Origin of the sequence: Massilia sp. HP4 (assembly GCF_005222695.1) — a bacterium.
Taxonomy (GTDB): Bacteria; Pseudomonadota; Gammaproteobacteria; order Burkholderiales; family Burkholderiaceae_D; genus Telluria.
The window spans coordinates 98,337-124,259 of record NZ_STGG01000012.1 but is presented as its reverse complement, the minus strand read 5'-3'; the positions used below and the strand labels follow the sequence as shown (position 1 = coordinate 124,259).

The following is a 25,923-nucleotide window of genomic DNA, read 5'->3' as shown; positions in this document are numbered from 1 at the left end:
AGCTTTTCGATGATCCGTTCTGCGTTACTGCTGGCCCTGTTGTCGGCTTTCCCCCTCAGCCAATCCGCCCATGCCGCCCCCGACCTGACTACCGTGTCGGAACGCTCGGGCTTCACCGCCACCGGCCGCTACGACGAGACGATCGCCCTGTGCGCCGCCTTCCAGCAGGCTTACCCGAAACAGGTCCAGTGCATCGACTTCGGCATCACCCCGGAAGGCCGCCCGATGAAGGCGCTGGTCGCCAGCAATACCGGCGCGTTCTCGCCCGCCGAGGCGAAGAAACAGGGCTTGCCGGTCACCCTGATGCAGGGCGGCATCCACGCCGGCGAGATCGACGGCAAGGACGCCGGCTTCCTGGCGCTGCGCGAGCTGCTCGAAGGCCGCGCCGCCAAGGGTGCGCTGGACAAGCAGGTCTTCCTCTTCGTGCCGGTATTCAACGTCGACGGCCATGAGCGCTTCGGCAAGTGGAACCGCCCCAACCAGCGCGGCCCGGTCGAGATGGGCTGGCGCACCACCGCCCAGAACTACAACCTGAACCGCGACTACCTGAAGGCCGACGCGCCCGAGATGCAGGCCATGCTGGCGCTGGTGAACGCCTGGGATCCGCTGGTCTATGTCGACCTGCACGCGACCAACGGCGCCAAGTTCCAGCACGATATCTCGATCCAGGTCGAGCCGGTGTACTCGGGCGACCCGGAATTTCGCAAGGCCGGCCTGGCATTGCGCACCAACGTCATCAAGGACATCGCCAGGGAAGGCTCGACCCCGCAGTCCTACTACATGTCGTTCGTGAAGCACGACGACCCGATGTCGGGCTTCATGGACGGCGTGTCCGACCCGCGCTTCTCGACCGGCTACTTCCAGCTGCGCAACCGCATGGCGATGCTGGTGGAAACCCACTCGTGGAAGGAATACCCGGTGCGCGTGCGCATCACCCGCAACACGGTGGTCTCGGTGCTCGACCAGGTCGCGCGGAACGGCAAGCAATGGCAGCAGGCCGCGTATGCGGCCGACGCGCGCGCCGCCAGGCTGGGCAACCAGCCGGTGGCGCTGTCCTATAAAGCGAGCGACAAGAAGGAGATGGTCGACTTTAACGGCTACGAATACACGCGCACGCCGTCGGAAGTGTCGGGCGCCCTGATGACGCGCTACGACGAGACGAAGCCGCAGGTATGGCGCGTGCCGCTGTGGCAGGACATCGTGGCCGACTTCCAGATCACCGCGCCGCGCGCCGGCTACGTGATCCCGGCGGCGTACGCCGCGATCGTGGGCGAGAAGCTGCGCCAGCACGGCGTCGCGTTCCGCACGCTGGACAAGGCGGTCGCCCGTTTCGACGCCGAGACCTTCCGCGCCGACAAGGCAACACTGGCCGCCGGCTCGGTCGAAGGCCACCAGCGCCTGACGGTGGAGGGCAAGTGGAAGCCGGAAGCACGCGCGATCGCGCAGGGTTCGCTGTTCGTGCCGATCGCCCAGCCGAAGGCACGCCTGGTGGTGGCGATGCTGGAGCCGCAGGCGCCGGATTCCTTGCTGGCCTGGGGCGCCTTCAACTCGGCCTTCGAGCGCAAGGAATACATGGAGGACTACGTGGCCGAGGACGTGGCGCGCGAGCAGATGGCGGCCGATCCGGCCGTGGCGAAGGCCTTCCGCGAGCGTCTCGACAGCGATCCGGCATTCGCCAGGAACCCGCAGGCGCGCCTGGAGTTTTTCGCCAAGCGTCATTCCTCGTATGACGAGCGGCTGAACCTGTATCCGGTGCTGCGCGCGAACGTCGCGCCCTGATCCGACCGCGTCAGGCTGGAGCCCGCTCTAGCCGCTTGCCGCCGGCCTAGGCCCCGAGAGAAACATCGGGGTCAAGAAACATCGGGGTCAGGTCTGACATTCGCTGATCCGACCGCGTCAGGCTGGAGCCCGCTCTAGCCGCTTGCCGCCGGCCTAGGCCCCGAGAGAAACATCGGGGTCAAGAAACATCGGGGTCAGGTCTGACATTCGGACACGAGTTCAGCAGTAATCAAGGTCTTTGAAGAGTCTGAGCGATCTCAGCGCTGATGTGTGCTGATCCAGTACCGTTATCGGATGACACGACCACTCAGAGTTAATTTTCCAGGGGCGCTCTACCACGTAACGTCGCGCGGAAACCGACGCGCACCAATCTTTCGGGATGACACTGATCGACGTATTTGGCTAGGCGTGCTCGCGCAGGTTTGCGAACGCCATCACTGCGTCATTCACAGCTTCTGCCAAATGACGAACCACTACCACTTGTTGGTGGAAACGGTCGAAGCGAACCTACCAAGCTGCATGCGCCAACTCAACGGTCATTACTCACAGCATTTCAATCGACGGCATCGTGTTGTTGGGCACCTTTTTCAAGGGCGCTATAAGGCGATATTGGTGCAGAAAAATAGTTATCTGTTGGAGGTTTCACGTTATATCGTTCTGAATCCCCTACGCGCTAACATCGTGGCGACGCTGAACGAATGGAGATGGAGCAGTTACCATTATTTTATCGGTGCTGGCATTTCGCCCGACTGGCTTGAGTGCAACTGGGTTCTAGGACACTTTGGTAATACGCCGCCAAGCGCGATCGCAGCCTATCAGGATTTTGTGCTTGCTGGCTTAGGACAACCGAATCCATTTAAGACTATTAGTCATCAAACCTTCCTTGGCGATCAAGCCTTCGTATTGTTGCACCAACAACTGCAGCAATCCAAAGAGCTGCTAGAAACAAAAAGGTCCGAGCGGCGCGCAGTAGCGCTTCCGTTGTCTGACTATCAGGACCGGTATCCGGACCGGGACGAGGCAATGGCACGTGCTTACGCCTCGACTGCCTTTACCATGTCGGAAATAGCAGGCGTATTTGGTGTGTCGACCAAGACGGTCAGCCGAGCGGTTGCCGGCTTTGAGAAGGCATATAAAAGCAAATCATTGTAGAGGCCGTGTCCAAATGTCAGACCTGACCCCGTAGTTGTGCGTAGTTGTGACCCCGTAGTTGTGTGACCCCGTAGTTGTGACCCTGCGCCGGCGGTTCAGGGTTTGCTGCCGGACGCCGGCAGCGAGGTCAGGACGACGGTCCGGACGGCGCCGCCGGCATCGGGCGTGAGCTGGTAGAGGCGATCGTATTCGTCGTCGCCGATGTCGGCGCCGGGCGCGCCGCCGAACAGCCGCACCAGTTCCGGCAAGGTGTTCGAGTGGCCGACTACCAGTACGGCGCCGCGCAGCGCGTTCACCTTGTCGACCAGCGCCTTCGGCGTCGCCGGGTCGTATCGTTCGATCGTTAATCCGAGCTGCTGCGCCAGCGGCTGCGCTGTCTGCAGCGTGCGCGCGGTCGGCGTGCTGAGGATGGCCTGGATGCCGGTGCGCTGCAGGATCGCCGCGATGTTTTGTGCTCGCAGCCGACCTTGCGGGGTCAGGGCCGGGTCCTGGCCGACGCTGGCTTTTTCGCCGTGGCGGACGAGGTAGATTGCGCTGGGCTCGGCGGCGGCCATGGCAGGCAGCAGCATGGCGATGGCCAGCGAAAAATATCGTAACAGGCGTGCAGTAGGGGTCGATGGTGGGAACATCGCAATCCTCTCGAAGACGGTGAGGGAGCCAGCGTAGCATGACCGCAATCGAGTGCATGGGCGAAAAAAAGCAGAGGTCGACGCCTCTGCTTTTCTCATCGTGCTGGCATCAAAGCTGCGTCAGCGAAATCGTAGTGCTCGCCGGCGTCGAACACGGCTCCTCATCGAACGCAATATCCCCCAGCGGATTCGGCACGCCATCGGTCTTCAATTTAACGAAGTCGAACAGCTCGCGATCCTGCAAATGCGACGGCACCACGGTCGACAGCGCCGAGAAGGTATTCTCGACCCGTCCCGGATGCTTCTTCTCCCACTCGCGCAGCATGTTCTTGATCTGCTTGCGCTGCAGGTTTTCTTGCGAGCCGCACAGGTCGCACGGGATGATCGGGAAGCCCTTCACCTCGGCATAGCGTTCGGTATCGGCTTCCTTCACATAGGCCATCGGGCGGATCACCATGTGCTTGCCATCGTCCGACACCAGCTTGGCCGGCATGCCCTTCAGTTTCCCGCCGAAGAACATATTCAGGAAGAAGGTCTCGAGGATGTCGTCGCGGTGGTGGCCCAGGGCGATCTTGTTGCAGCCGAGTTCGTCCGCCACGCGGTACAGGATGCCGCGCCGCAGGCGCGAGCACAGCGAGCAGGTGGTCTTGCCTTCCGGGACCAGGCGCTTGACGATGCTGTAGGTGTCCTGGTTCTCGATGTGATAGGGCACGCCGAGCTTGTCCAGGTAGGCCGGCAGGATATGCGCCGGGAAGTTCGGCTGCTTCTGGTCGAGATTCACCGCGACGATGTCGAAGTGGATCGGCGCGCGCTCGCGCAGGGTGAGCAGGATGTCGAGCAGGGCATAGCTGTCCTTGCCGCCCGACAGGCAGACCATCACCTTGTCGCCGTCCTCGATCATATTGAAGTCGCCGATCGCCTGGCCCACCAGGCGGCACAGGCGCTTGTGCAACTTGTGGTCCTCGCGCGCGATCTTCTCTTGTTTCTTGGCGTCGATTTCCATGTTCGCGGTCGGGAAGTCGTCTTCGACCACGCGCTCGATTACCGTCTCATTCATGCTGCGTCCTTGATCTGGAATACTTCGACACCGACGCCTTCGCAATCGGCATACACATCCGGCTTCATCGTCGACACGCCCGCGGCGCGCACGCGCGGGTGCGCCAGCATCGCCTTGACCACGTCGTCGCACAATGTTTCTTGCAGGTGGATGTGGCCCTTGGCGATGCGCTGCGCGATGGTCTCGCGCATGAAATCGTAGTCGACCACTTCGGCCAGCTGGTCGGCCTTTGGCGTCGACAGCTCCAGCGGAATGTACAGCTCGACATTGATCAGGACACGCTGCTCGCCCTTCTTCTCGAAATCATGCACGCCGATATTGATCATCACTTCGTAATTGCGCAGGAACAGCCGGCGGCAATCGCGCAAGCTCGGGTGGGACAGGGCGGACAACATGGTTAAGCCTTATTGGTAGTGTGATTCGATTCGGTCAGGAACATCACGTCGCGGCCTAGCGGCGCCAGGTGCTGGCCGCCATCGACCAGCAGCGTGGTGCCGGTCACGGCGCGCGCCGTGGCGGCGTAGACCACCGCGTCGGCGATGTCCTGCGGGGTCGAGGAGCGTCCCAGGGGTGTCTTGCGGTGCGCCTCGGCGAAGCCTTCCTCGCTCTGCTCGCCCGAGACCAGCGTGATGCCGGGCGCCACGCCGACCACGCGCAGCTTTGGCGCCAGCGCCTGTGCCAGCATCGTGGTCGCCGCATGCAGCGCCGCCTTCGACAACGTGTACGACAGAAAATCCGGGTTGAGATTGTACAGTTTCTGGTCCAGTAGGTTGATCACGACCGCCTGCCCGCCTTCCGGCGTGGCCGCGTGCAGCGCCTGCGCCAGCAGCAGCGGGGCGGCCACGTTGGCCTGCATATGGGTATTCAACAGCGCCGGCGAGAAGTCGGTGGCGCTGTCGTATTCGAACAACGAAGCATTGTTGACGATGCAAGACAGCGGTCCCAGCGCCTCGGCTGCGCGGCCGGCCAGCTGGCGCACCGCCGCCTCATCGGCCAGGTCGCATTGGACCAGCGCGGCGCGCCGGCCCAGCGCCAGGATGGCGTCGCGGGTCGCGATCGCATCCTCTTCGGAATGGCGGTAGTGCAGCGCGACGTCCCAGCCGGCCCCGGCCAGGCCGAGTGCGATCGCGCGGCCCAGGCGGCGGCCGGCGCCGGTCACCAGCGCGACACGGGGAATCGAAGGGCTTTCCGTCATCGTTGTTCCATCAGGGCAGTAAATTGTTGATAAAAGCTATTCTGGCTACAATGCCGGCATGTCCCTGCCCGCACCCGATTCCGACGCCCTGGCCGCGTCCCATTCCCTGCAACAGCTCATCGCCGCCGAAATCGCGCGGCATGGCGGGCAGATCGCCTTTTCTCGTTTCATGGAACTGGCGCTGTACGCGCCCAGGCTCGGGTATTACAGCGGCGGGGCGGCCAAGCTCGGGGCTGAGGGCGACTTCACCACCGCGCCCGAGATGACGCCGCTGTTCGGGGCGGCCGTGGCGCGCGTGGCAGCCGCTATTATCGCCCAAAGTGCGCCCGACATCATCGAGTTCGGCGCCGGCACCGGCCGCCTGGCGCGCGACGTGCTTGCCGCGCTGGACAAGCAGGGCGTCCAGGTCAACTCCTATACCATCATTGAATTGTCCGGCGAGCTGCGCGCGCGCCAGCAGGAAAACCTGGCCGACCTGCCGCAGCTGCGCTGGCTGGACGCCATGCCCGGCAAGTTCAGCGGCGTGGTGCTGGCCAACGAGGTGCTCGACGCCATGCCGGTCGAGCTGGTGATCCGTACCGCCGATGGCTGGCGGCGGCAAATGGTCACGGTCGAAGAGGGCGCCTTCGCCTTCGTCCAGGCGCCGCTCGGAGAGGACCTCGAGCAGCAGCTGGCGCGCCAGGTAAGCGACCATGAACAGATGATCGAGGGCTATGTCACCGAGCTGCACCCGGTCGGCGCCGGCTTCATGGGCTCGCTGGCGGCGATGTTCACGGGCGGGCGCGGCGCCGCCATCCTGGTCGACTACGGTTTCCCGGCCCATGAGTACTACCTCGACCAGCGCATCGGCGGCACCCTGATGTGCCATTACCGCCACCACGCGCACCCGGACCCCTTCTATCTGCCCGGCCTGCAGGACATCACGGCCCACGTCGACTTCACGGCGATGGCGCTGGCGTCCCAGGATGCCGGCCTGCCGGTGCTGGCCTATATGAGCCAGGCCGCCTTCCTGCTCGGCGCCGGCATCGGCGAACTGTTGCTGGAAAACGACCCCGGGGATGCGAAGCGCTTCCTGCCCCAGTCGCGGGCCGTGCAAAAACTGGTTTCTCCTGCTGAAATGGGCGAATTGTTCAAGGTGCTGGTGGTCGGACAGGGCGTAGAATTGCCCGAGGCAATCGTGCATGCGGACCGCAGCCACCGACTGTAGACTTATTGATATCTTGCACAGGGGACACAAATCCGGCTAAGCTGTGAGGATATTCCCGCGCCTCGTCAACCGACAGGCATCGGCCGAGGAAAGACAGAACGCCGGGTAGACTTGACAGATCATGGCCAAGATTCACACACATTATGACAACCTGAAGGTGTCGCGTCATGCGCCCCAGGAAGTCATTCGTGCTTCCTACAAGGCCCTGAGCCAGAAGTATCACCCTGACAAGAACCCGGGCGACGAAAAGTCGGCCCGCATCATGGCGGTCGTCAACACCGCCTATAACGTCCTGTCCGATCCCGTCCGCCGCAAGGAGCACGACGAATGGATCGCCTCCGAGGAATGGGAAGTCGAATGGCTGGAAAGTTCCAGCGCCAAGGATGGCCAGCCGCGCAAGAACGGTGAACACCACGAAGCGCAGCCGAGCCCCAAGCCGCGCCGCAAGCGCCTGTGGCGCGATCCGCGCTGGTGGTTCGGCTTGTCCAGCTGCTTCGTGGCCGGCGCCGTGGCCGCTGTCTTGACCATCGAGCAGCAGCCTGACATCGTTCCCAGCGCCCTGGCCTGGAGCGGCATCGCCCAGCCCGAGCCCGTCAAGACCAGCCGCCCCGACGCGCTGGGCGTCGACGCCAGCAGCGACGACTGGGCCCGCCGCGTCGGTCCGGAAGGCGCTAAGGGTCCGCCGCCCGAGGTGCGCGCACTCGCCGTCGCCCACTTGTCGGTGCCGGCCCGCGCCCCCGATTGCAGCACCGACCTGCAGACCCTTGCCGCCCCCAGCGGCGATCCATGGCCGCTCGAATCGTCCTACCTGCCGGGCTACCCGGTCGGCAACGAAGGCGAAGAGATGCAGGTCCTGGTCGACAATAGCGCCAATGCGGCGCCGGTGTTCGTCAAGCTGTACGATCTCGACCGCCGCGCCAACGTCCGCCACGCCTTCGTGCAGCAGCGTTCGAGTTTTACCTTCGACAAGCTGGCGGCCGGCAAATACGAGCTGCGCTACCAGAACATCGTGGACGGCGCCAGCAAGTCGGAGTGCGACAGCCGCCATACGGCCCTGCGCCAGGCCGCGGCCGACGCGCAATAAGGCTGTCGTTTTTTCGGCGTGTGACATATTCTCATGTCACGACCTTACCCGATTTCATTATTTTCGTTCCTCGCCGTAATATACTGGCCTGATGCCGCGCGCCCATGCAGCCGCGGCGCCATGCCCAACGCAGGCTTACACGGACCATCATGAACGAACTGGAAGGCCTGACGGCCCTGATCATCGAGCCCCACGCGGGGATGCGGGCCAGCATCCACAGCATGCTCACCCTGTGCGGCCTGACCCGGATCGAGCACGCCAGCACCTCGAACCAGGCCGTCAAGCACCTCGGCCTGCGCCAGTTCGACATGATTTTGTGCGAGTACGATCTGGAAGGCGGCCAGGATGGCCAGCAATTGTTGGAGGACCTGCGCCACCACAAGCTGATGCGCCTGGCCACCATGTTCTTCATGGTCACCGCCGAAGGCAACCACAGCAAGGTGGTCAGCGCCGCCGAGCTGGCGCCGACCGACTACATCCTCAAGCCCTTCACCGCCGACCGCCTGCTCGACCGCATCGCGCGCGCCCTCGACAAGCGCAACGCCTTCCTGCCGGTGTACACCCTGATGGAGGCGGGCGACCAGGAGCAGGCGATCGCCGCCAGCATCGAAGGCCAGCGCCTGCACACGCGCTACGCGATCGACTTCCTGCGCCTGCGTGCCGAGCTGCACATGTTCCTGGGCCAGGCCGACCAGGCCGAGCCGATCTACCGCCACCTGGTCGAGATCAAGGCCATTGCCTGGGCCCGGCTCGGGCTGGCCAAGACCCTGTTCGTGCGCAAGCGCTATGACGAGACGCGCGAGATCCTGGAAGACCTGGTCGACAGCAACCGCAACTTCGTCGATGCCTACGACTGGCTGGCGCGCACCCATGCCGCGGTCGGCGAACTGGCCAGGTCGCAGGGGGTGCTCGAAGACGCGGTGGCGGTCTCGCCGCACGCCGTGCGGCGCCTGCGCACCCTGGCCGACACCGCCTTCGAGGCGGGCGACGTCGACACCGCCGAAAAAGCGCTGCGCCAGGTGGTGGGCAAGGCCAAGTATTCCGAATTCCGCGACCCCGAAGACCACGTCAAGCTGGTGCGCACGCTGGTGCACAAGGGCGACCCGGTGGGCGCCGCCGCCGTGATCCGCGACCTCGACCGCTCGATGGGCGGGCGCAACAATACCTCGCTGTGCAGCGCGATCGCCTCGGCCCTGGTGCACGAGTACACCGGCAACGAGGCGCGGCTGGGCGAAGCACTGGGTACGGCGCTGGCCGCCAGCAAGGACGCGCCCGGCCTGTCGGCCGACCTCAAGCTCGAGCTGGCGCGGAGCTGCCTCGACAATGGGCGCGAGGAGGGCGCTTCCGAGATCGTGCGCGAGGTGATGAGCAATGCCCCGAATGACGCCATGGTCACGCGCGCCATGGGCGTGCTCGAGCAGGCCGGCAAGGGCGAGCTGGCGCAGACCCTGGCGCAGCAGAGCCGCCAGCAGGTGGTCGACCTGGTCGCCGGCGGCGCCGCGCGTGCCAGGAATGGCGACTACCGCGGCGCCGTGACCCTGATGCTCGAAGCCGCGGTCAAGCTGCCGAGCAACCCCGCGGTGGCCTTCAACGCCGCGCTGGCGGTGCTGCGCTGCCTGGAGCACGAGGCCTGGGACAACCGCCTCGGTGCGCAAGTGCCTGGCCTGATCGGCAATGTGCGCAAGCTCGACCCGCTCAATCCCAAGCTGCCGGCGCTGGCCGCGCTGCACCAGCAGGTGCTCAAGCAGCACAAGCAGAACGCGGCGCCGCTGCGCAAGGCCGGTTAACGTGGATCGCGCGCGATGACCGAGCTCCCCCAGGACGGCGCCTCGCGCCGCGTGCGGCCCGCCCTGATGCGCAAGCTCAGCGGCACCGAACGCATGTTCACCCTGGGCGGCGCCGTCATGCACGTGATCGGCATGGGGTATAGCGACGACCAGGGCACGGCCGATCTTGCCTATTACGTGGTGTCCGACGTGGCCCTGACCCAGCGCATCCTGCGGTTGTCGAACACGGTCCAGTACCGCACCCTCTCCAACACGCCGGTGACCACGATCTCGCGCGCCATTTCCCTGCTCGGCTTCGACAATGTGCGCGCCGCCGCGCTGGCGATGCTGCTGGTCGATGCGCTCGACACCGCCGAGCACGGCGTGCGGGTCGAGCTCGAAGCCTCGCTGTGCGCCAGCCTGGTGGGACGCGAGCTGGCGCGCCACAGCCCGATCCCCGGCGCCGAGGAAGCGGCGATCTGCGCGCTGTTCAAGAACCTGGGCGCGCTGCTGCTGGCCAGCCATGAGCCAGAACGCTACCGGGAGATTGCCGCGCTGGTGGCGGCCGGCAAGCACACGCCCAGCCAAGCCGCACAACTGATCTTGGGCTGCAGCTTCGAGGCGCTGTCCGAGGCGGTATTGCGCGAATGGCAGATGCCGGCACTGATCGTGCAGGCCCAGGCCGCCTTGCCGGCGGGGCCGCTCGAGGTCGCCGCCGAACGTAATGAATGGATGCGCCAGGTGGCCGCCTTCAGCCGCGACGTGGCGCGCCTGATGGGGCGCCACCACGACCCGGCCGCAGCGCCCGAGACGCAAGACCTGATCGCGCGCTACGGCGCGGCGCTGGGTGTCGACCATCCGGCCATGGTGGCGCTGTTCGACGAGGTGCAGGATGGCATGAATGGCATGCTGCAGAGCATGAACCTGGAGCGCGCGCCGAAGACCGACCCCAAGGCCGGCAGCGGCATGCCGAACGTGCTGGCGCTGGCCACGCTCGATGCCGGCGAGGACGACGAGGGCGAGTGCTACCCCAGCGGCAAGCCGAAGAATGCGCGCGACCTGCTGCTGGCGGGCGTGCAGGACGTGACCTTGCTGGGCGCCACCGGCGCCGGTGTCAACGACGTGATCATGGCGGTGCTCGAGACCTTGTATGGCGCGCTGGGCTTCCGTTTCGCCACCGTCTGCCTGCGCGATACGCGGACCAGGCAGTTCCGCGCGCGGGTGTCGCTGGGCGAGGGCAGCGTCGACCTGCAGGACGGTTTCGTCTTTCCCTGCGCGTTCGCGCGCGACGTGTTCCACCTGGCGCTCGAAAACGACGCCGACATGATGATCGCGGACGCCTTCAGCCCCAAGATCCGCGACCTGCTGCCGGCCTGGTACAAAACCCTGCTGCCGGACGCCGAGAGCTTCATCGTACTGCCACTGGTGGTGGGCAAGGCCCAGCTGGGGCTGGTCTATGCCGACCGCGTCTTCACCGCGCCCGAGGGCGTGGCGCCGGACGAAACGGCCTTGATCAAGGCGCTCAAGGCGCAGCTGCTGGCGGCACTGGCGCCGGCGGGAACCAACGCCCAGCAGCCCTGAAAAACGCGCACGCAGAACAATTCCAGATAAGTTCATAAAGATTTTTTCGCAGTTGGCAAAATCACCCTTGCAGCTTTACAGTCCGACCGTTACAATCACGCCCCGAAGCAACGCTGTCAGGCGAAGTAGATAAGACTTCTACCCAAACCTGATTGACAGTACGTTGAGCTTGCTTCATACTCTGCGGTTCTTCGCGGTGGGGTGGCCGAGTGGTTAAAGGCAGCAGACTGTAAATCTGCCCTCTCTGAGTACGCTGGTTCGAATCCAGCCCCCACCACCAAAAAGAAGATCGTGAAGTCGGATAGAAGTTGTACCTCGCGGGTGTAGCTCAATGGTAGAGCAGAAGCCTTCCAAGCTTACGACGAGGGTTCGATTCCCTTCACCCGCTCCAGTTAGTGCGGTGGTTTCTACATCGCAAATATCAGCCCTTGTAGCTCAGTGGTAGAGCACTCCCTTGGTAAGGGAGAGGCCACGTGTTCAATCCACGTCAAGGGCACCAGAATTTCGTACGGCAGTCGCGTTGCACTCGTCCGTCAGGTGTGCCTGGTAATCCCCAAATATATCGTTAGATCTTAGGAGTCTGAAATGGCAAAAGGTAAATTCGAACGGACCAAGCCGCACGTCAACGTCGGCACCATCGGTCACGTTGACCACGGTAAAACCACGCTGACGGCTGCAATCGCTACCGTCCTGTCGAAGAAATTCGGCGGCGAAGCCAAGGCCTACGACCAGATCGACGCGGCACCAGAAGAAAAAGCACGCGGCATCACCATCAACACCGCACACGTCGAGTACGAGACCGAAAACCGTCACTACGCGCACGTCGACTGCCCAGGCCACGCCGACTACATCAAGAACATGATTACCGGTGCCGCGCAGATGGACGGCGCGATTCTGGTGTGCTCGGCCGCTGACGGCCCAATGCCACAGACCCGCGAGCACATCCTGCTGGCGCGCCAGGTTGGCGTTCCATACATCATCGTGTTCCTGAACAAGTGCGACCTGGTCGACGACGCAGAACTGCTGGAACTGGTCGAAATGGAAGTCCGCGAACTCCTGTCGAAATACGAGTTCCCAGGCGACGACGTGCCAATCATCAAGGGTTCGGCACGTATGGCCCTCGAAGGCAAACCAGGCGAAATGGGCGAAGAGTGCATCACCCGCCTGGCTGAAGCCCTGGACACCTACATCCCAACGCCAGAGCGCGCTGTTGACGGCGCCTTCCTGATGCCAGTCGAAGACGTGTTCTCGATCTCGGGTCGCGGCACCGTCGTGACCGGTCGTGTCGAGCGCGGCATCATCAAAGTCGGCGAAGAGATCGAAATCATCGGTATCGTCGACACCGTCAAGACCACCTGCACCGGCGTGGAAATGTTCCGCAAGCTGCTGGACCAGGGTCAAGCTGGCGACAACGTCGGCCTGCTGCTGCGCGGTACCAAGCGTGAAGACGTGCAACGTGGTCAAGTCCTGGCAAAGCCAGGTTCGATCAAGCCGCACAACCACTTCACCGGTGAGATCTACGTCCTGTCGAAAGACGAAGGCGGCCGTCACACCCCGTTCTTCAACAACTATCGTCCTCAGTTCTACTTCCGTACGACTGACGTGACCGGTTCGATCGAACTGCCAGCAGACAAAGAAATGGTCATGCCAGGCGATAACGTCTCGATCACCGTCAAGCTGATCGCTCCGATCGCGATGGAAGAAGGTCTGCGCTTCGCAATCCGCGAAGGCGGCCGTACCGTCGGCGCCGGCGTGGTTGCCAAGATCCTGGCCTAATCAGCCAAGGTAGGGGGGGGGGGCAGGCAGGGTTGCGAAACCGGCCTGTTTCCCTCGAACAGCATTGCCAGTGAGCGCGCGCTTGCTGTATAATGCTGGATTCAGCAGTAAAGTCTTCGTAGGGGTGTAGCTCAATTGGCAGAGCGTCGGTCTCCAAAACCGAAGGTCGCGGGTTCGATTCCCTCCGCCCCTGCCACCGAATTCTGGTGCGCAGCACCGAAAGTAAAGAAGAATGTCTAATCAATCCGTGCAAACTGTCAGCACCTCGAATGACAAGTTCAAGGTCGCGCTGGCGGTGGTTGCAGCGATTGCAGGCGTCGTCGGGTTCTTTTACCTGACTGGCCAGAACAAACCAGCCTTGGTCGCCGCAGGCGCCCTCGTGGCTGGTTTAGTTTTTGCTGTCCTGCTTTTGTGGACTTCCACCACTGGCCGCGATTTCCTGAGCTTTGCCAAGGAGTCGGTGCGCGAGACCAAGAAGGTTGTCTGGCCTACCCGCCGCGAAGCCATGCAGATCACCGGCATCGTGTTCGCCTTCGTGGTCGTGATGGCGATTTTCCTGTGGGGCACGGATAAGCTTCTCGAGCTCCTGTTGTACGACTTTGTCCTGGGTTGGAAATAACATGAGCGATAACGTGCAAGACAATGCACCGGTGCCGGGTGAAGTCCCGGCGGCCGGCGTCCCGGCGGCCGGCGCTCCGGCCTCTGACGCTGGTGAGCAACCGGCTGCCGCTCCAGTGAGCGTCCCGGTCAGCAACAAGCGCTGGTACGTCGTCCATGTCTATTCGGGCATGGAAAAAAGCGTGATGCGCGCCCTGAACGAACGCGTCGAACGCGCGGGCATGCAAGAGCAGTTTGGCCAGATCCTGGTGCCGACCGAGGAAGTCGTCGAGATGCGCAACGGCACCAAGGCCGTTTCCGAGCGCCGCTTCTTCCCGGGTTACGTGCTGGTTGAGATGGAAATGACCGACGAAACCTGGCACCTGGTGAAGAACACCAGCAAGGTGACCGGCTTCATCGGCGGCAAATCGAACAAGCCGACCCCGATTCCAGCCCGCGAGATCGACAAGATCATGCAGCAGGTCCAGGAGGGTGTCGAGAAGCCTCGGCCAAAAGTGCTGTACGAAGTGGGCGAGCAGGTCCGGATCAAAGAGGGCCCGTTCACCGACTTCAACGGCAACGTCGAGGAAGTGAACTACGAAAAATCGAAGGTGCGTGTTTCTGTTACCATCTTCGGCCGCGCAACTCCGGTGGAGCTGGAGTTCGGGCAAGTCGAGAAAGTCTAAACGTTAGAATCGGGACGTCGCAGTAGTCAGGCGGAATCCGATAAGAGGAGCCCCGCCGGGACGAGTAGTCGTGGTGGGGCGCTACTACTCAAGTCAAAGATAGGAGCCTTTCATGGCAAAGAAAATCATTGGCTTTATCAAGCTGCAAGTTCCAGCTGGTAAAGCAAACCCATCCCCACCGATCGGTCCAGCACTGGGTCAGCGCGGCCTGAACATCATGGAATTCTGCAAGGCGTTCAACGCCCAGACCCAGGGTGTCGAGCCAGGCATGCCAATCCCGGTCGTGATCACCGCGTTCGCCGACAAGTCCTTCACCTTCGTGATGAAGACCCCACCGGCAACCTACCTGATCAAGAAAGCCGCTGGCATTACCAAGGGTTCGGCCAAGCCGCACACCGACAAGGTTGCGTCGCTGACCCGTGCCCAGGCTGAAGAAATCGCAAAAACCAAGCAGCCGGACCTGACCGCCGCCGACATGGACGCAGCAGTGCGTATCATCGCTGGCTCGGCACGTTCGATGGGCATCACGGTGGAGGGTCTGTAATGGCTAAGCTGTCCAAGCGCGTTAAAGCAATCAAGGCAAAAGTTGACCGTAACAAGGTCTACGAGTTCGACAACGCTGTGTCGATCATCAAGGAATTCGCCACCGCCAAGTTCAACGAGTCGATCGACGTCGCCGTTCAACTGGGCGTGGACCCGAAGAAGTCGGATCAAGTGGTCCGCGGTTCGGTCGTGCTGCCAGCTGGCACCGGCAAGACCGTGCGCGTCGCTGTGTTCGCTTCGGGCGACAAGGCTGAAGCTGCCAAGGCAGCCGGCGCCGACGTGGTCGGCATGGAAGACCTGGCAGAGCGCGTGAAGGCCGGCGACATGCCGTTCGACATCGTCATCGCTTCGCCAGACACCATGCGTATCGTCGGTACCCTGGGCCAGATCCTGGGCCCACGCGGCCTGATGCCTAACCCGAAAGTCGGCACCGTGACCCCAGACGTCGCTACCGCCGTCAAGAACGCCAAAGCCGGTCAGGTCCAGTACCGTACCGACAAGTCGGGCATCATCCACGCGACCATCGGCCGCAAGTCGTTCAGCGACGCAGATCTGAAGAGCAACCTGGTTGCCCTGATCGACGCCCTGAACAAGGCCAAGCCAGCGACCTCGAAAGGCGTGTACCTGCGCAAGGTCGCCCTGTCGTCGACGATGGGTGCCGGCGTTCGCGTCGATCACGCTTCGATCTCGGCTGCTGCCTGATCAGTAAGTATTAAGTCCCGGTGCTTCGGCACTGGGCGCATCTTTGGGCTGTCGGGGCAACACACCGCTCCGGCAGGCAATCAAAGACCGTTGGGCCGAAGGCAGAGGTTGAGCTGACGGTTAATAGACCACCCAACGCAGATGGTGTACCCGAACAAGTTTTGTAGTCCAGCTGTGTGAATGTATCCGCCCAGTTTTAAGACTTCTTAACTTCGGACGCCGTGTGTTCGAACCGATAGAAACATCCGTTCCTATCATTTAAGGAGATTGACCGTGGGTCTTAATCTGAATGACAAAAAGGTCGTCGTCGAAGAAGTTTCCGCAAAAGTAGCAACTGCGCAAACCATCGTCGTGGCTGAGTACCGTGGCATCCAGGTTAGTCACTTGACCAAGCTCCGTGCAACCGCACGTGCCCAGGGCGTGTACCTGCGTGTTCTGAAGAACACGCTGGCTCGTCGCTCTGTCGAAGGCACGCAGTTTGCCTCGCTGGCTGATTCCATGACCGGTCCGCTGATCTACTCGATCTCGGACGACGCCGTTGCTGCAGCAAAAGTCATCAATGACTTCGCTAAAACCAACGACAAGCTGGTCATCAAAGCCGGTAACTACGCAGGTAAGCAGCTCGACGTAGCTGGTGTTACCGCGTTGGCAAGCATCCCATCCCGTGAAGTCCTCATCTCGCAGCTGTTGGGCGTCATGCTGGCTCCGGTGTCGGGCTTTGCACGTGGTCTGGCTGCACTGGCAGCGAAAAAAGGCGAAGGTTCGGAAGCTGCTCCTGCAGCTGAAGAAACCGCTGCGGCTTGATAGCGCAGCCTTTTTTCTCAAGTACTAACTGAACTACACACACATTAAAACTGGAGTTTCAAATGGCAATTAGCAAAGACGATATCCTGAACGCAGTGAGCGAAATGTCCGTCATGGACCTGAACGAACTGGTCAAGGCATTCGAAGAGAAGTTCGGCGTGTCGGCAGCTGCAATGGCAGCACCGGCAGCTGGCGGCGCCGCTGGCGGTGCAGCTGCTGCTGAAGAGCAGACCGAATTCAACGTCGTGCTGACCGAAGTCGGCGCGAACAAGGTCGGCGTCATCAAAGCCGTCCGTGAAATCACCGGTCTGGGCCTGAAAGAAGCCAAGGACGTGGTCGACGGCGCACCGAAGATCGTGAAAGAAGCCCTGCCGAAAGCTGACGCTGAAGCCGCCAAGAAGAAGCTGGAAGAAGCTGGCGCCAAGGCCGAACTGAAGTAATACATATGCACCGGGCACTTGCTAAAAGTGCCCAGCGCGGGAGTCAAAGCTTGCAAAACCTTCCGGAAGGAAGGAATTGCTGCTTTGGCTCTTTTGTCGTCCCTGCGGCAAACGTCGGATTTGAGTGACGACAGGGCATAAGCAGTACCGAATTGAAGCAGCATCGTATCACAGCAGTTTGCTTGTCCTTTTCATCTGGCGCGAAAGAGTAAGAGACTTCAGGACTTGTGTGTGGTAGTGGCGTTCGCCACTGGCAAATCCTGAAATCTCCATCCTTTCTGTCACTCACGGAGTGTCCATGCACTACTCATTTACTGAGAAGAAGCGCATTCGCAAGTCGTTCGCGAAGCGCGCCAACGTTCACAACGTTCCCTACCTGCTGGCTACCCAGCTGGAATCCTACGAGAACTTCCTGCAGGCCGAATTCGCTCCGTCCTCGCGCAAGAACGAAGGCCTGCAATCGGCCTTCTCCTCGATCTTCCCCATCGTGTCGCACAACGGTTTTGCGCGCCTCGAGTTCCTGTCGTATGTGCTGGGCGACCCTGCGTTTGACGTGAAAGAGTGCCAGCAACGTGGCCTGACCTTCGCGTCGCCGCTGCGCGCCAAGGTGCGTCTGGTGATCCTGGACAAGGAATCGCCGACCAAGCCAGTCGTCAAGGAAATGAAGGAGCAAGAAGTCTACATGGGCGAGCTGCCGCTGATGACCACGAACGGTTCGTTCGTGATCAACGGCACCGAGCGCGTCATCGTCTCCCAGCTGCACCGTTCGCCTGGCGTGTTCTTCGAGCACGACCGCGGCAAGACCCACTCGTCGGGCAAGCTGCTGTTCTCGGCACGGATCATTCCTTACCGCGGCTCGTGGCTCGATTTCGAGTTCGACCCGAAAGACATCCTGTTCTTCCGCGTCGACCGTCGCCGCAAGATGCCGGTCACGATCCTGCTGAAAGCCATCGGCATGACGCCGGAGCAGATCCTGGCGAACTTCTTCGTCTTCGACAACTTCACCCTGCGCAACGACGGCGGCGAACTCGAGTTCGTCTCCGAACGCCTGCGCGGCGAAGTCGCGCGCTTCGACATCGTCGACAAAGCGGGCAAGACGATCGTCACCAAGGACAAGCGTATCAACGCCAAGCACGTCCGTGACATCGAAGCTGCCGGCATCAAGTCGATCTCGGTGCCAGAAGACTACCTGCTGGGCCGCGTGCTGGCCAAGAACATCGTCGACCAGGACACCGGTGAAATCATCGCCGTGGCCAACGACGAGCTGACCGAAGAACTGCTGGGCAAGCTGCGCGACGCCAGCGTGACCGACATCCAGACCTTGTACACCAACGATCTGGACCAGGGCGCCTACATCTCGCAAACCCTGCGCACCGACGACACCGCCGACCAGACCGCCGCTCGCGTGGCGATCTACCGCATGATGCGTCCTGGCGAACCGCCAACCGAGGAATCGGTCGAAGCCCTGTTCAACGGCCTGTTCTACATGCCTGAACGCTACGACCTGTCGGCTGTCGGCCGCATGAAGTTCAACCGCCGCATTGGCCGCGATGAACTGACTGGCGACATGACCATGTCGAACGAAGACATCCTGGCCGTGATCAAGATCCTGGTCGAGCTGCGCAATGGCCGCGGCGAAGTCGACGATATCGATCACCTGGGTAACCGTCGCGTGCGTTGCGTCGGCGAACTGGCTGAGAACCAGTTCCGTGCCGGCCTGGTGCGCGTGGAACGCGCCGTCAAGGAACGCCTCGGCCAGGCCGAAGCGGACAACCTGATGCCGCACGACCTGATCAACAGCAAGCCGATCTCGGCCGCGATCCGTGAATTCTTCGGTTCGTCGCAGCTGTCGCAGTTCATGGACCAGACCAACCCGCTGTCGGAAGTGACCCACAAGCGTCGCGTCTCGGCACTGGGGCCTGGCGGCCTGACCCGCGAACGTGCAGGCTTCGAGGTGCGCGACGTGCACCCGACCCACTACGGCCGCGTGTGCCCGATCGAAACGCCTGAAGGCCCGAACATCGGCCTGATCAACTCGCTGGCACTGTACGCCCGCCTGAACGAATACGGCTTCCTGGAAACCCCGTACCGCAAGGTCGACGATTCCAAGGTCACCGACAAGATCGAATACCTGTCGGCAATCGAAGAAGGCCGCTACATCATCGCCCAGGCGAATGCTGCCATCAACGACGCAGGCCAGCTGGTCGACGAACTGGTGTCGGCGCGTGAAGCCGGTGAAACGATCCTGGTCTCGCCAGAGCGCATCCAGTACATGGACGTGGCGCCAGGCCAGATCGTGTCGGTCGCAGCTTCGCTGATTCCGTTCCTGGAACACGATGACGCGAACCGTGCACTGATGGGCGCCAACATGCAGCGCCAGGCCGTGCCTTGCCTGCGTCCAGAGAAAGCTGTCGTCGGTACCGGCATCGAGCGCACCGTCGCGGTCGACTCGGGCACCACCGTGCAGGCCCTGCGTGGCGGCGTGGTCGACTACATCGATGCGGGTCGTGTCGTCATTCGCGTGAACGACGAAGAAGCGCAAGCCGGTGAAGTCGGCGTCGACATCTACAACCTGATCAAGTACACCCGTTCGAACCAGAACACCAACATCAACCAGCGTCCGATCGTGCAGGTTGGCGACCGCGTTGCCCGTGGCGACGTGATTGCCGACGGCGCATCGACCGACCTGGGCGAACTGGCACTGGGCCAGAACATGCTGGTGGCGTTCATGCCGTGGAACGGCCTGAACTTCGAGGATTCGATCCTGATCTCGGAAAACGTCGTCAAGGACGACCGCTATACCTCGATCCACATCGAAGAGCTGTCGGTGGTCGCACGCGACACCAAGCTGGGCGCGGAAGAAATCACCCGCGACATCTCGAACCTGGCCGAGAATCAACTGGCGCGCCTGGATGAATCGGGCATCGTCTACATCGGCGCCGAAGTGCAAGCCGGTGACGTGCTGGTCGGTAAGGTCACCCCGAAAGGCGAGACCCAGCTGACCCCGGAAGAGAAGCTGCTGCGCGCGATCTTCGGCGAAAAAGCGTCGGACGTGAAAGACACCTCGCTGCGCGTGCCTTCGGGCATGGTCGGCACCGTGATCGACGTCCAGGTGTTCACCCGCGAAGGCATCCAGCGTGACAAGCGCGCCCAGCAGATCATCGACGATGAGCTCAAGCGCTTCCGCCTGGACCTGAACGACCAGATGCGTATTGTCGAGGGCGATGCCTTCGAGCGTCTGGAGCGTATGCTGGTCGGCAAGATCGTCAACGGCGGTCCGAAGAAGCTGGCCAAGGGCGCGGCGATCACCTCGGAATACCTGGCAGACCTGGACAAGTTCCACTGGTTCGACATCCGCCCGGCCGAAGACGACACCGCGAACGCCCTGGAGGCGATCAAGGAATCGATCAACGAGAAGCGTCACCAGTTCGACCTGGCCTTCGAAGAGAAGCGCAAGAAGCTGACCCAAGGCGACGAGCTGCAGCCTGGCGTGCAAAAGATGGTCAAGGTCTACCTGGCCGTCAAGCGCCGCCTGCAGTCGGGCGACAAGATGGCGGGCCGCCACGGTAACAAGGGTGTGGTCTCGCGTATCGTGCCGGTGGAAGACATGCCGTTCATGGCGGACGGTCGTCCAGCCGACGTCGTGCTGAACCCGCTGGGCGTTCCGTCGCGTATGAACGTCGGTCAGATCCTGGAAACCCACCTCGGCTGGGCAGCAAAAGGCCTGGGCTGGCGCATCGGCGAAATGCTGCAGGCGCAAGCGAAGGCGGCAGAACTGCGCACCTTCCTGGGCAAGATCTACAACGACACCGGCCGCAAGGAAGACCTGGACAGCTTCAGCGATGAAGAAATCCTGACCCTGGCGGGCAACCTCAAGAACGGCGTGCCGTTCGCGACCCCGGTGTTCGATGGCGCCCACGAGGAAGACATCCGCCGCATGCTGGACCTGGCCTTCCCTGACGACATCGCTGCCCACCTGGGCATGACGCCGTCGAAGAACCAGGTCACCATGTTCGACGGCCGCACCGGCGAAGCGTTCGAGCGCAAGGTCACCGTCGGCTTCATGCACATGCTGAAGCTGCACCACCTGGTCGACGACAAGATGCACGCCCGTTCGACCGGTCCGTACTCGCTGGTGACGCAGCAGCCGCTGGGCGGTAAAGCCCAGTTCGGTGGCCAGCGCTTCGGTGAGATGGAGGTGTGGGCACTGGAAGCGTACGGCGCATCGTACGTGCTGCAAGAGATGCTGACCGTCAAGTCGGATGACGTGAACGGCCGTACCAAGGTGTACGAGAACCTGGTCAAGGGCGACCACGTGATCGACGCCGGCATGCCGGAATCGTTCAACGTGCTGGTCAAGGAAATCCGTTCGCTGGGTATCGACATCGATCTCGAGCGCAACTAAGCAGGGCCAGCATGGCCGCCAGCCTTCGGGCTGGTCCGCGACCTTCGAAGTCGTCGCCCCGGGGCAGCCTGGGGCCTAAGCCCGGTGAATTGGCCGGCAAACTTGGATTCCCGCCTGCGCGGGAATGACGCTTTTTAGGGTAAGGTGGGTTCAGCAAACGCCGGCGAAAATCGGTGAGAAGCGGCGGCAGTAGTACTCAGTACAGAATCAATCACCTTTGGAGTGATACATGAAAGCACTGCTCGATCTATTCAAGCAAGTTCAGCAAAACGAAAGTTTCGACGCCATCAAGATTGGCCTGGCGTCGCCTGAAAAAATCCGTTCGTGGTCGTTCGGCGAAGTCAAGAAACCCGAGACCATCAACTACCGTACGTTCAAGCCTGAGCGTGATGGCCTGTTCTGCGCCAAGATCTTTGGCCCGATCAAGGACTACGAATGCCTGTGCGGCAAGTACAAGCGCCTGAAGCACCGCGGTGTGATCTGCGAGAAGTGCGGCGTTGAAGTGACCCTGGCCAAGGTGCGCCGCGAGCGCATGGGCCACATCGAACTGGCCTCGCCAGTTGCCCATATCTGGTTCCTGAAGTCGCTGCCGTCGCGTCTGGGCATGGTGCTGGACATGACCCTGCGCGATATCGAACGCGTGCTGTACTTCGAAGCGTACGTGGTGACCGATCCTGGCATGACTCCGCTCAAGAAGAGCCAGATCATGTCGGAAGACGACTACGCCGCCAAGTACGAAGAGTACGGCGACGACTTCACCGCCTTCATGGGCGCCGAAGGTATCCGCGAACTGCTGCGCTCGATCGACATCCATCGCGATGCCGAAGCCCTGCGCGTGGAACTGAAGGAATCGAAATCCGAAGCCAAGATCAAGAAATACGCCAAGCGCCTGAAAGTGCTCGAGGCGTTCCAGCGTTCGGGCATCAAGCCTGAGTGGATGATCATGGAAGTCCTGCCGGTCCTGCCGCCAGAACTGCGTCCGCTCGTCCCGCTGGACGGTGGCCGTTTCGCCACGTCCGACCTGAACGACCTGTATCGCCGCGTCATCAACCGTAATAACCGCCTGAAGCGCCTGATGGAACTGCGCGCGCCAGAGATCATTACGCGCAATGAGAAACGCATGTTGCAGGAGGCAGTGGACTCGCTGCTGGACAACGGCCGTCGCGGTAAAGCGATGACCGGCGCCAACAAGCGTCCGCTGAAGTCGCTGGCCGAGATGATCAAGGGTAAAGGCGGTCGTTTCCGTCAGAACTTGCTGGGCAAGCGCGTCGACTACTCGGGCCGTTCGGTCATCGTGGTCGGTCCACAGCTGAAACTGCACCAGTGCGGCCTGCCGAAGCTGATGGCCCTCGAGCTCTTTAAACCGTTCATCTTCAACAAGCTGGAACTGATGGGTCTTGCGACCACCATCAAGGCTGCGAAGAAGCTGGTTGAAGTGCAAGAGCCGGTGGTCTGGGACATCCTGGAAGAAGTCATCAAGGAACACCCGATCATGCTGAACCGTGCGCCTACGCTGCACCGTCTCGGTATCCAGGCGTTCGAGCCAGTCCTGATCGAAGGTAAAGCCATCCAGCTGCACCCGCTGGTCTGCGCGGCGTTCAACGCCGACTTCGACGGTGACCAGATGGCAGTCCACGTCCCGCTGTCGATCGAAGCACAGATGGAAGCACGTACGCTGATGCTGGCGTCGAACAACATCCTGTTCCCATCGAACGGCGAACCGTCGATCGTGCCGTCCCAGGATATCGTGCTGGGCCTGTACTACGCGTCGCGCGAGGCGATCAACGCCAAGGGCGAAGGCATGATGTTCCCGGACGTGTCGGAAGTCATCCGCGCGTACGACAATAAAGAAGTCGAACTGGCGACCCGCATCACCGTGCGTATCGTGGAATTCCCACGCAACGCCGAAGGCGGCTTCGACCAGACGCTGACCCGCTACGAGACCACGGTTGGCCGTGCGATCCTGTCCGAGATCCTGCCGAAAGGCCTGCCATTCTCGGTGCTGAATCGTTCGCTCAAGAAGAAAGAGATCTCGAAGCTGATCAACACGTCGTTCCGCAAGTGCGGCCTGCGTGCAACCGTCGTCTTCGCCGACAAGCTGATGCAGTCGGGCTTCCGCCTGGCAACGCGCGCCGGTATCTCGATCGCTGTCGACGACATGCTGATCCCGGACGTCAAGAAGGGCATGATCGCGACCGCCGAAGCCGAAGTGAAACAGATCGAGCAGCAGTACGCCTCGGGTCTGGTCACCGCCGGCGAGCGTTACAACAAGGTCGTCGACATCTGGGGCAAGACCTCGGATGAAGTCGGCAAGGCGATGATGGACCAGCTGAAAATCGAGCCGGTCACCAAGCGTGACGGCACCGAAGGCACCCAGGAATCGTTCAACGCGATTTACATGATGGCCGACTCGGGCGCCCGTGGTTCGGCAGCCCAGATTCGCCAGCTGGCGGGTATGCGCGGCCTGATGGCGAAACCGGACGGTTCGATTATCGAAACGCCGATTACCGCGAACTTCCGCGAAGGCCTGAACGTTCTGCAGTACTTCATCTCGACCCACGGCGCTCGTAAAGGTCTGGCGGATACGGCACTGAAGACCGCGAACTCGGGTTACCTGACCCGTCGTCTGGTGGACGTGACGCAAGATCTGGTGGTGATCGAAGACGATTGCGGCACCAACAACGGCACCCACATGAAGGCGCTGGTCGAAGGTGGTGAAGTCATCGAAGCCCTGCGCGACCGTATCCTCGGCCGCGTGACGGGCACCGATGTCGTCAACCCTGAAACCCAGGAAACCCTGTACGAAGCCGGCACGCTGCTGGACGAAGACATGGTCGAAGAGATCGAACGCGTCGGCATCGACGAAGTGAAGGTCCGCACCCCGCTGAACTGCGACACGCGCTTCGGCCTGTGCGCCAAGTGCTACGGTCGCGACCTGGGCCGCGGCATGCTGGTCAACAGCGGCGAAGCAGTCGGTGTGGTTGCAGCACAGTCGATCGGTGAGCCGGGTACCCAGCTGACCATGCGTACCTTCCACATCGGTGGTGCGGCATCGCGTGCAGCAGTGGCATCGTCGGTCGAAGCCAAGTCGAACGGTACGGTCCGCTTCACCGCGACCATGCGTTACGTCACCAACGGTAAAGGCGCGCAAATCGTCATTACCCGTTCGGGCGAAGTGCTGATCACCGACGACCACGGCCGTGAGCGCGAGCGTCACAAGGTGCCGTACGGCGCGACCCTGCTGGTCAAGGACGGCCAGACCGTCAAGGCCGGCCTCGCCCTGGCAACCTGGGATCCGCTGACCCGTCCGATCATCACCGAGTACGCCGGTACGATCAAATTCGAGAACGTGGAAGAGGGCGTCACCGTCGCTCGCCAGGTCGACGAAGTGACCGGCCTGTCGACCCTGGTGGCAATCGATCCGAAGCGTCGTGGTTCGGGCAAGGTCGTGCGTCCGCAGGTCAAGCTGCTGAACGAAGAAGGCCAGGAAGTGAAGATCGCCGGCACCGAACACGCCGTGACGATCGGCTTCCAGGTCGGCGCGCTGATCATGGTCAAGGACGGTCAGCAAGCGACCGTTGGTGAAGTGCTGGCACGTATCCCGACCGAATCGCAGAAGACCCGCGACATTACCGGTGGTCTGCCGCGCGTTGCCGAACTGTTCGAAGCACGTTCGCCGAAAGACGCGGGCATGCTGGCTGAAGTGACCGGTACCGTGGCATTCGGTAAAGAGACCAAGGGCAAGCAACGCCTTGAGATCACCGACATGGACGGCAACAAGCACGAGTTCCTGATCACCAAGGACAAGCAAGTGCTGGTCCACGACGGTCAAGTCGTGAACAAGGGCGAGATGATCGTGGACGGCCCGGCCGATCCGCAAGACATCCTGCGCCTCTTGGGTATCGAAGCGCTGGCCCGCTACATCGTCGACGAAGTGCAGGACGTGTATCGTCTGCAGGGCGTGAAGATCAACGACAAGCACATCGAGGTGATCGTTCGCCAGATGCTGCGTCGTGTCCAGATCGTCGAAGCAGGCGACACCGACTACATCGTCGGCGAGCAGGTGGAACGCTCGGAACTGCTGGACGCGAACGACCGCGTGAACGCCGTCGGCAAGCTGCCGGCACAGTACGAAAACGTGCTGCTGGGTATTACCAAGGCATCGCTGTCGACCGATTCGTTCATCTCGGCCGCATCGTTCCAGGAAACCACCCGCGTGCTGACCGAAGCGGCGATCATGGGCAAGCGCGACGGTCTGCGCGGCCTGAAAGAGAACGTCATCGTCGGCCGCCTGATCCCTGGCGGTACCGGTCTGGCATTCCACCGCGCCCGCAAAGAGAAGGAAGTGTGGGAAGCGGAAGAGCGCCAGGCACTGCTGCAGCAAGAGAAAGCCAATATGGCTGCCGAACTGCAGGCGATGGAAGACCAGCAGACTGCGCAGGCTTCGGCTGAGCAGCATAACGACGGCGAGTGATCGCGTAAGTTGTTAGCGAAGACGGCACCCTGAGGGGTGCCGTTTT

At 62.0% G+C, this 25,923-nt stretch carries 19 protein-coding genes and 4 tRNA genes; 19 read left to right on the top strand and 4 right to left on the bottom strand.

What is annotated here, in order from left to right; all coding sequences use genetic code 11:
• Window positions 1-9: 9 nt before the first annotated feature.
• Both E8M83_RS05965 and E8M83_RS05960 read left to right on the top strand, forming a co-directional pair.
• A complete protein-coding gene (locus E8M83_RS05965) occupies window positions 10-1,779 on the top strand; it encodes a M14 family metallopeptidase (protein ID WP_137172453.1) in 1,770 nt (589 codons plus the stop codon).
• 294 nt (window positions 1,780-2,073) lie between these two features.
• Complete coding sequence (locus E8M83_RS05960) at window positions 2,074-2,931, top strand: transposase (protein WP_137172452.1); 858 nt, start codon at window positions 2,074-2,076, stop codon at window positions 2,929-2,931.
• 95 nt (window positions 2,932-3,026) lie between these two features.
• Here E8M83_RS05960 and E8M83_RS05955 read toward each other — a convergent pair whose 3' ends face one another.
• From E8M83_RS05955 to E8M83_RS05940, 4 genes are all read right to left on the bottom strand, one after another.
• Window positions 3,027-3,560, bottom strand: coding sequence for a histidine phosphatase family protein (locus E8M83_RS05955; protein ID WP_229491428.1), 534 nt, complete (start codon window positions 3,558-3,560; stop codon window positions 3,027-3,029).
• Between the two features lie 109 nt (window positions 3,561-3,669).
• Window positions 3,670-4,563, bottom strand: coding sequence for a tRNA 2-thiocytidine(32) synthetase TtcA (ttcA, locus tag E8M83_RS05950; RefSeq protein WP_229491449.1), 894 nt, complete (start codon window positions 4,561-4,563; stop codon window positions 3,670-3,672).
• Window positions 4,564-4,613: 50 nt separating this feature from the next.
• On the bottom strand, window positions 4,614-5,012 hold the full coding sequence (locus E8M83_RS05945; RefSeq protein WP_137172450.1) for a dihydroneopterin aldolase: 399 nt from the start codon (window positions 5,010-5,012) through the stop codon (window positions 4,614-4,616).
• A gap of 2 nt (window positions 5,013-5,014) precedes the next feature.
• On the bottom strand, window positions 5,015-5,812 hold the full coding sequence (locus tag E8M83_RS05940; protein WP_137172449.1) for an SDR family oxidoreductase: 798 nt from the start codon (window positions 5,810-5,812) through the stop codon (window positions 5,015-5,017).
• 58 nt (window positions 5,813-5,870) lie between these two features.
• On the opposite strand from E8M83_RS05940, the gene E8M83_RS05935 reads away from it, so the two are divergent.
• From E8M83_RS05935 to rpoC, 17 genes are all read left to right on the top strand, one after another.
• On the top strand, window positions 5,871-7,019 hold the full coding sequence (locus E8M83_RS05935) for a class I SAM-dependent methyltransferase (RefSeq protein ID WP_137172448.1): 1,149 nt from the start codon (window positions 5,871-5,873) through the stop codon (window positions 7,017-7,019).
• A 121-nt stretch (window positions 7,020-7,140) separates the two neighbouring features.
• A complete protein-coding gene (locus E8M83_RS05930; RefSeq protein WP_137172447.1) occupies window positions 7,141-8,103 on the top strand; it encodes a J domain-containing protein in 963 nt (320 codons plus the stop codon).
• A gap of 149 nt (window positions 8,104-8,252) precedes the next feature.
• Window positions 8,253-9,890: a tetratricopeptide repeat-containing response regulator gene (locus E8M83_RS05925; protein WP_137172446.1), complete on the top strand. Its 1,638-nt coding sequence runs from the start codon at window positions 8,253-8,255 to the stop codon at window positions 9,888-9,890.
• 15 nt (window positions 9,891-9,905) lie between these two features.
• The gene (locus E8M83_RS05920) at window positions 9,906-11,450 is read left to right on the top strand and encodes an HDOD domain-containing protein (protein WP_137172445.1); all 1,545 of its coding nucleotides are present in this window, start codon (window positions 9,906-9,908) and stop codon (window positions 11,448-11,450) included.
• Between the two features lie 195 nt (window positions 11,451-11,645).
• Window positions 11,646-11,730, top strand: a tRNA-Tyr gene (locus E8M83_RS05915).
• A 37-nt stretch (window positions 11,731-11,767) separates the two neighbouring features.
• Window positions 11,768-11,841 (top strand) — tRNA-Gly (locus E8M83_RS05910).
• Between the two features lie 33 nt (window positions 11,842-11,874).
• A tRNA-Thr gene (locus E8M83_RS05905) sits at window positions 11,875-11,949 on the top strand.
• Between the two features lie 86 nt (window positions 11,950-12,035).
• Entirely contained in the window at window positions 12,036-13,226 is a 1,191-nt protein-coding gene (gene tuf, locus E8M83_RS05900; RefSeq protein WP_137172444.1) for an elongation factor Tu, read from the top strand.
• A 120-nt stretch (window positions 13,227-13,346) separates the two neighbouring features.
• Window positions 13,347-13,422 (top strand) — tRNA-Trp (locus E8M83_RS05895).
• A gap of 36 nt (window positions 13,423-13,458) precedes the next feature.
• Window positions 13,459-13,845 (top strand): preprotein translocase subunit SecE, encoded by a 387-nt coding sequence (gene secE, locus E8M83_RS05890; protein WP_005663637.1) that lies wholly within the window; start codon window positions 13,459-13,461, stop codon window positions 13,843-13,845.
• A gap of 1 nt (window position 13,846) precedes the next feature.
• Window positions 13,847-14,509 carry a transcription termination/antitermination protein NusG gene (gene nusG / locus E8M83_RS05885; protein WP_137172443.1) on the top strand — a complete coding sequence of 221 codons (663 nt, stop codon included), beginning with the start codon at window positions 13,847-13,849 and terminating at the stop codon, window positions 14,507-14,509.
• A gap of 112 nt (window positions 14,510-14,621) precedes the next feature.
• Window positions 14,622-15,053 carry a 50S ribosomal protein L11 gene (gene rplK, locus E8M83_RS05880; protein WP_137172442.1) on the top strand — a complete coding sequence of 144 codons (432 nt, stop codon included), beginning with the start codon at window positions 14,622-14,624 and terminating at the stop codon, window positions 15,051-15,053.
• Window positions 15,053-15,754: a 50S ribosomal protein L1 gene (rplA, locus tag E8M83_RS05875; protein ID WP_137172441.1), complete on the top strand. Its 702-nt coding sequence runs from the start codon at window positions 15,053-15,055 to the stop codon at window positions 15,752-15,754. The genes rplK and rplA overlap by 1 nt, the downstream gene beginning before the upstream one ends.
• A gap of 273 nt (window positions 15,755-16,027) precedes the next feature.
• A complete protein-coding gene (gene rplJ / locus E8M83_RS05870; protein ID WP_109345476.1) occupies window positions 16,028-16,558 on the top strand; it encodes a 50S ribosomal protein L10 in 531 nt (176 codons plus the stop codon).
• A 62-nt stretch (window positions 16,559-16,620) separates the two neighbouring features.
• Window positions 16,621-16,998 (top strand): 50S ribosomal protein L7/L12, encoded by a 378-nt coding sequence (gene rplL, locus E8M83_RS05865; protein WP_137172440.1) that lies wholly within the window; start codon window positions 16,621-16,623, stop codon window positions 16,996-16,998.
• 298 nt (window positions 16,999-17,296) lie between these two features.
• Complete coding sequence (gene rpoB / locus E8M83_RS05860; RefSeq protein WP_137172439.1) at window positions 17,297-21,403, top strand: DNA-directed RNA polymerase subunit beta; 4,107 nt, start codon at window positions 17,297-17,299, stop codon at window positions 21,401-21,403.
• Between the two features lie 229 nt (window positions 21,404-21,632).
• Window positions 21,633-25,877, top strand: coding sequence for a DNA-directed RNA polymerase subunit beta' (rpoC, locus tag E8M83_RS05855; RefSeq protein ID WP_137172438.1), 4,245 nt, complete (start codon window positions 21,633-21,635; stop codon window positions 25,875-25,877).
• Window positions 25,878-25,923: the final 46 nt, after the last annotated feature.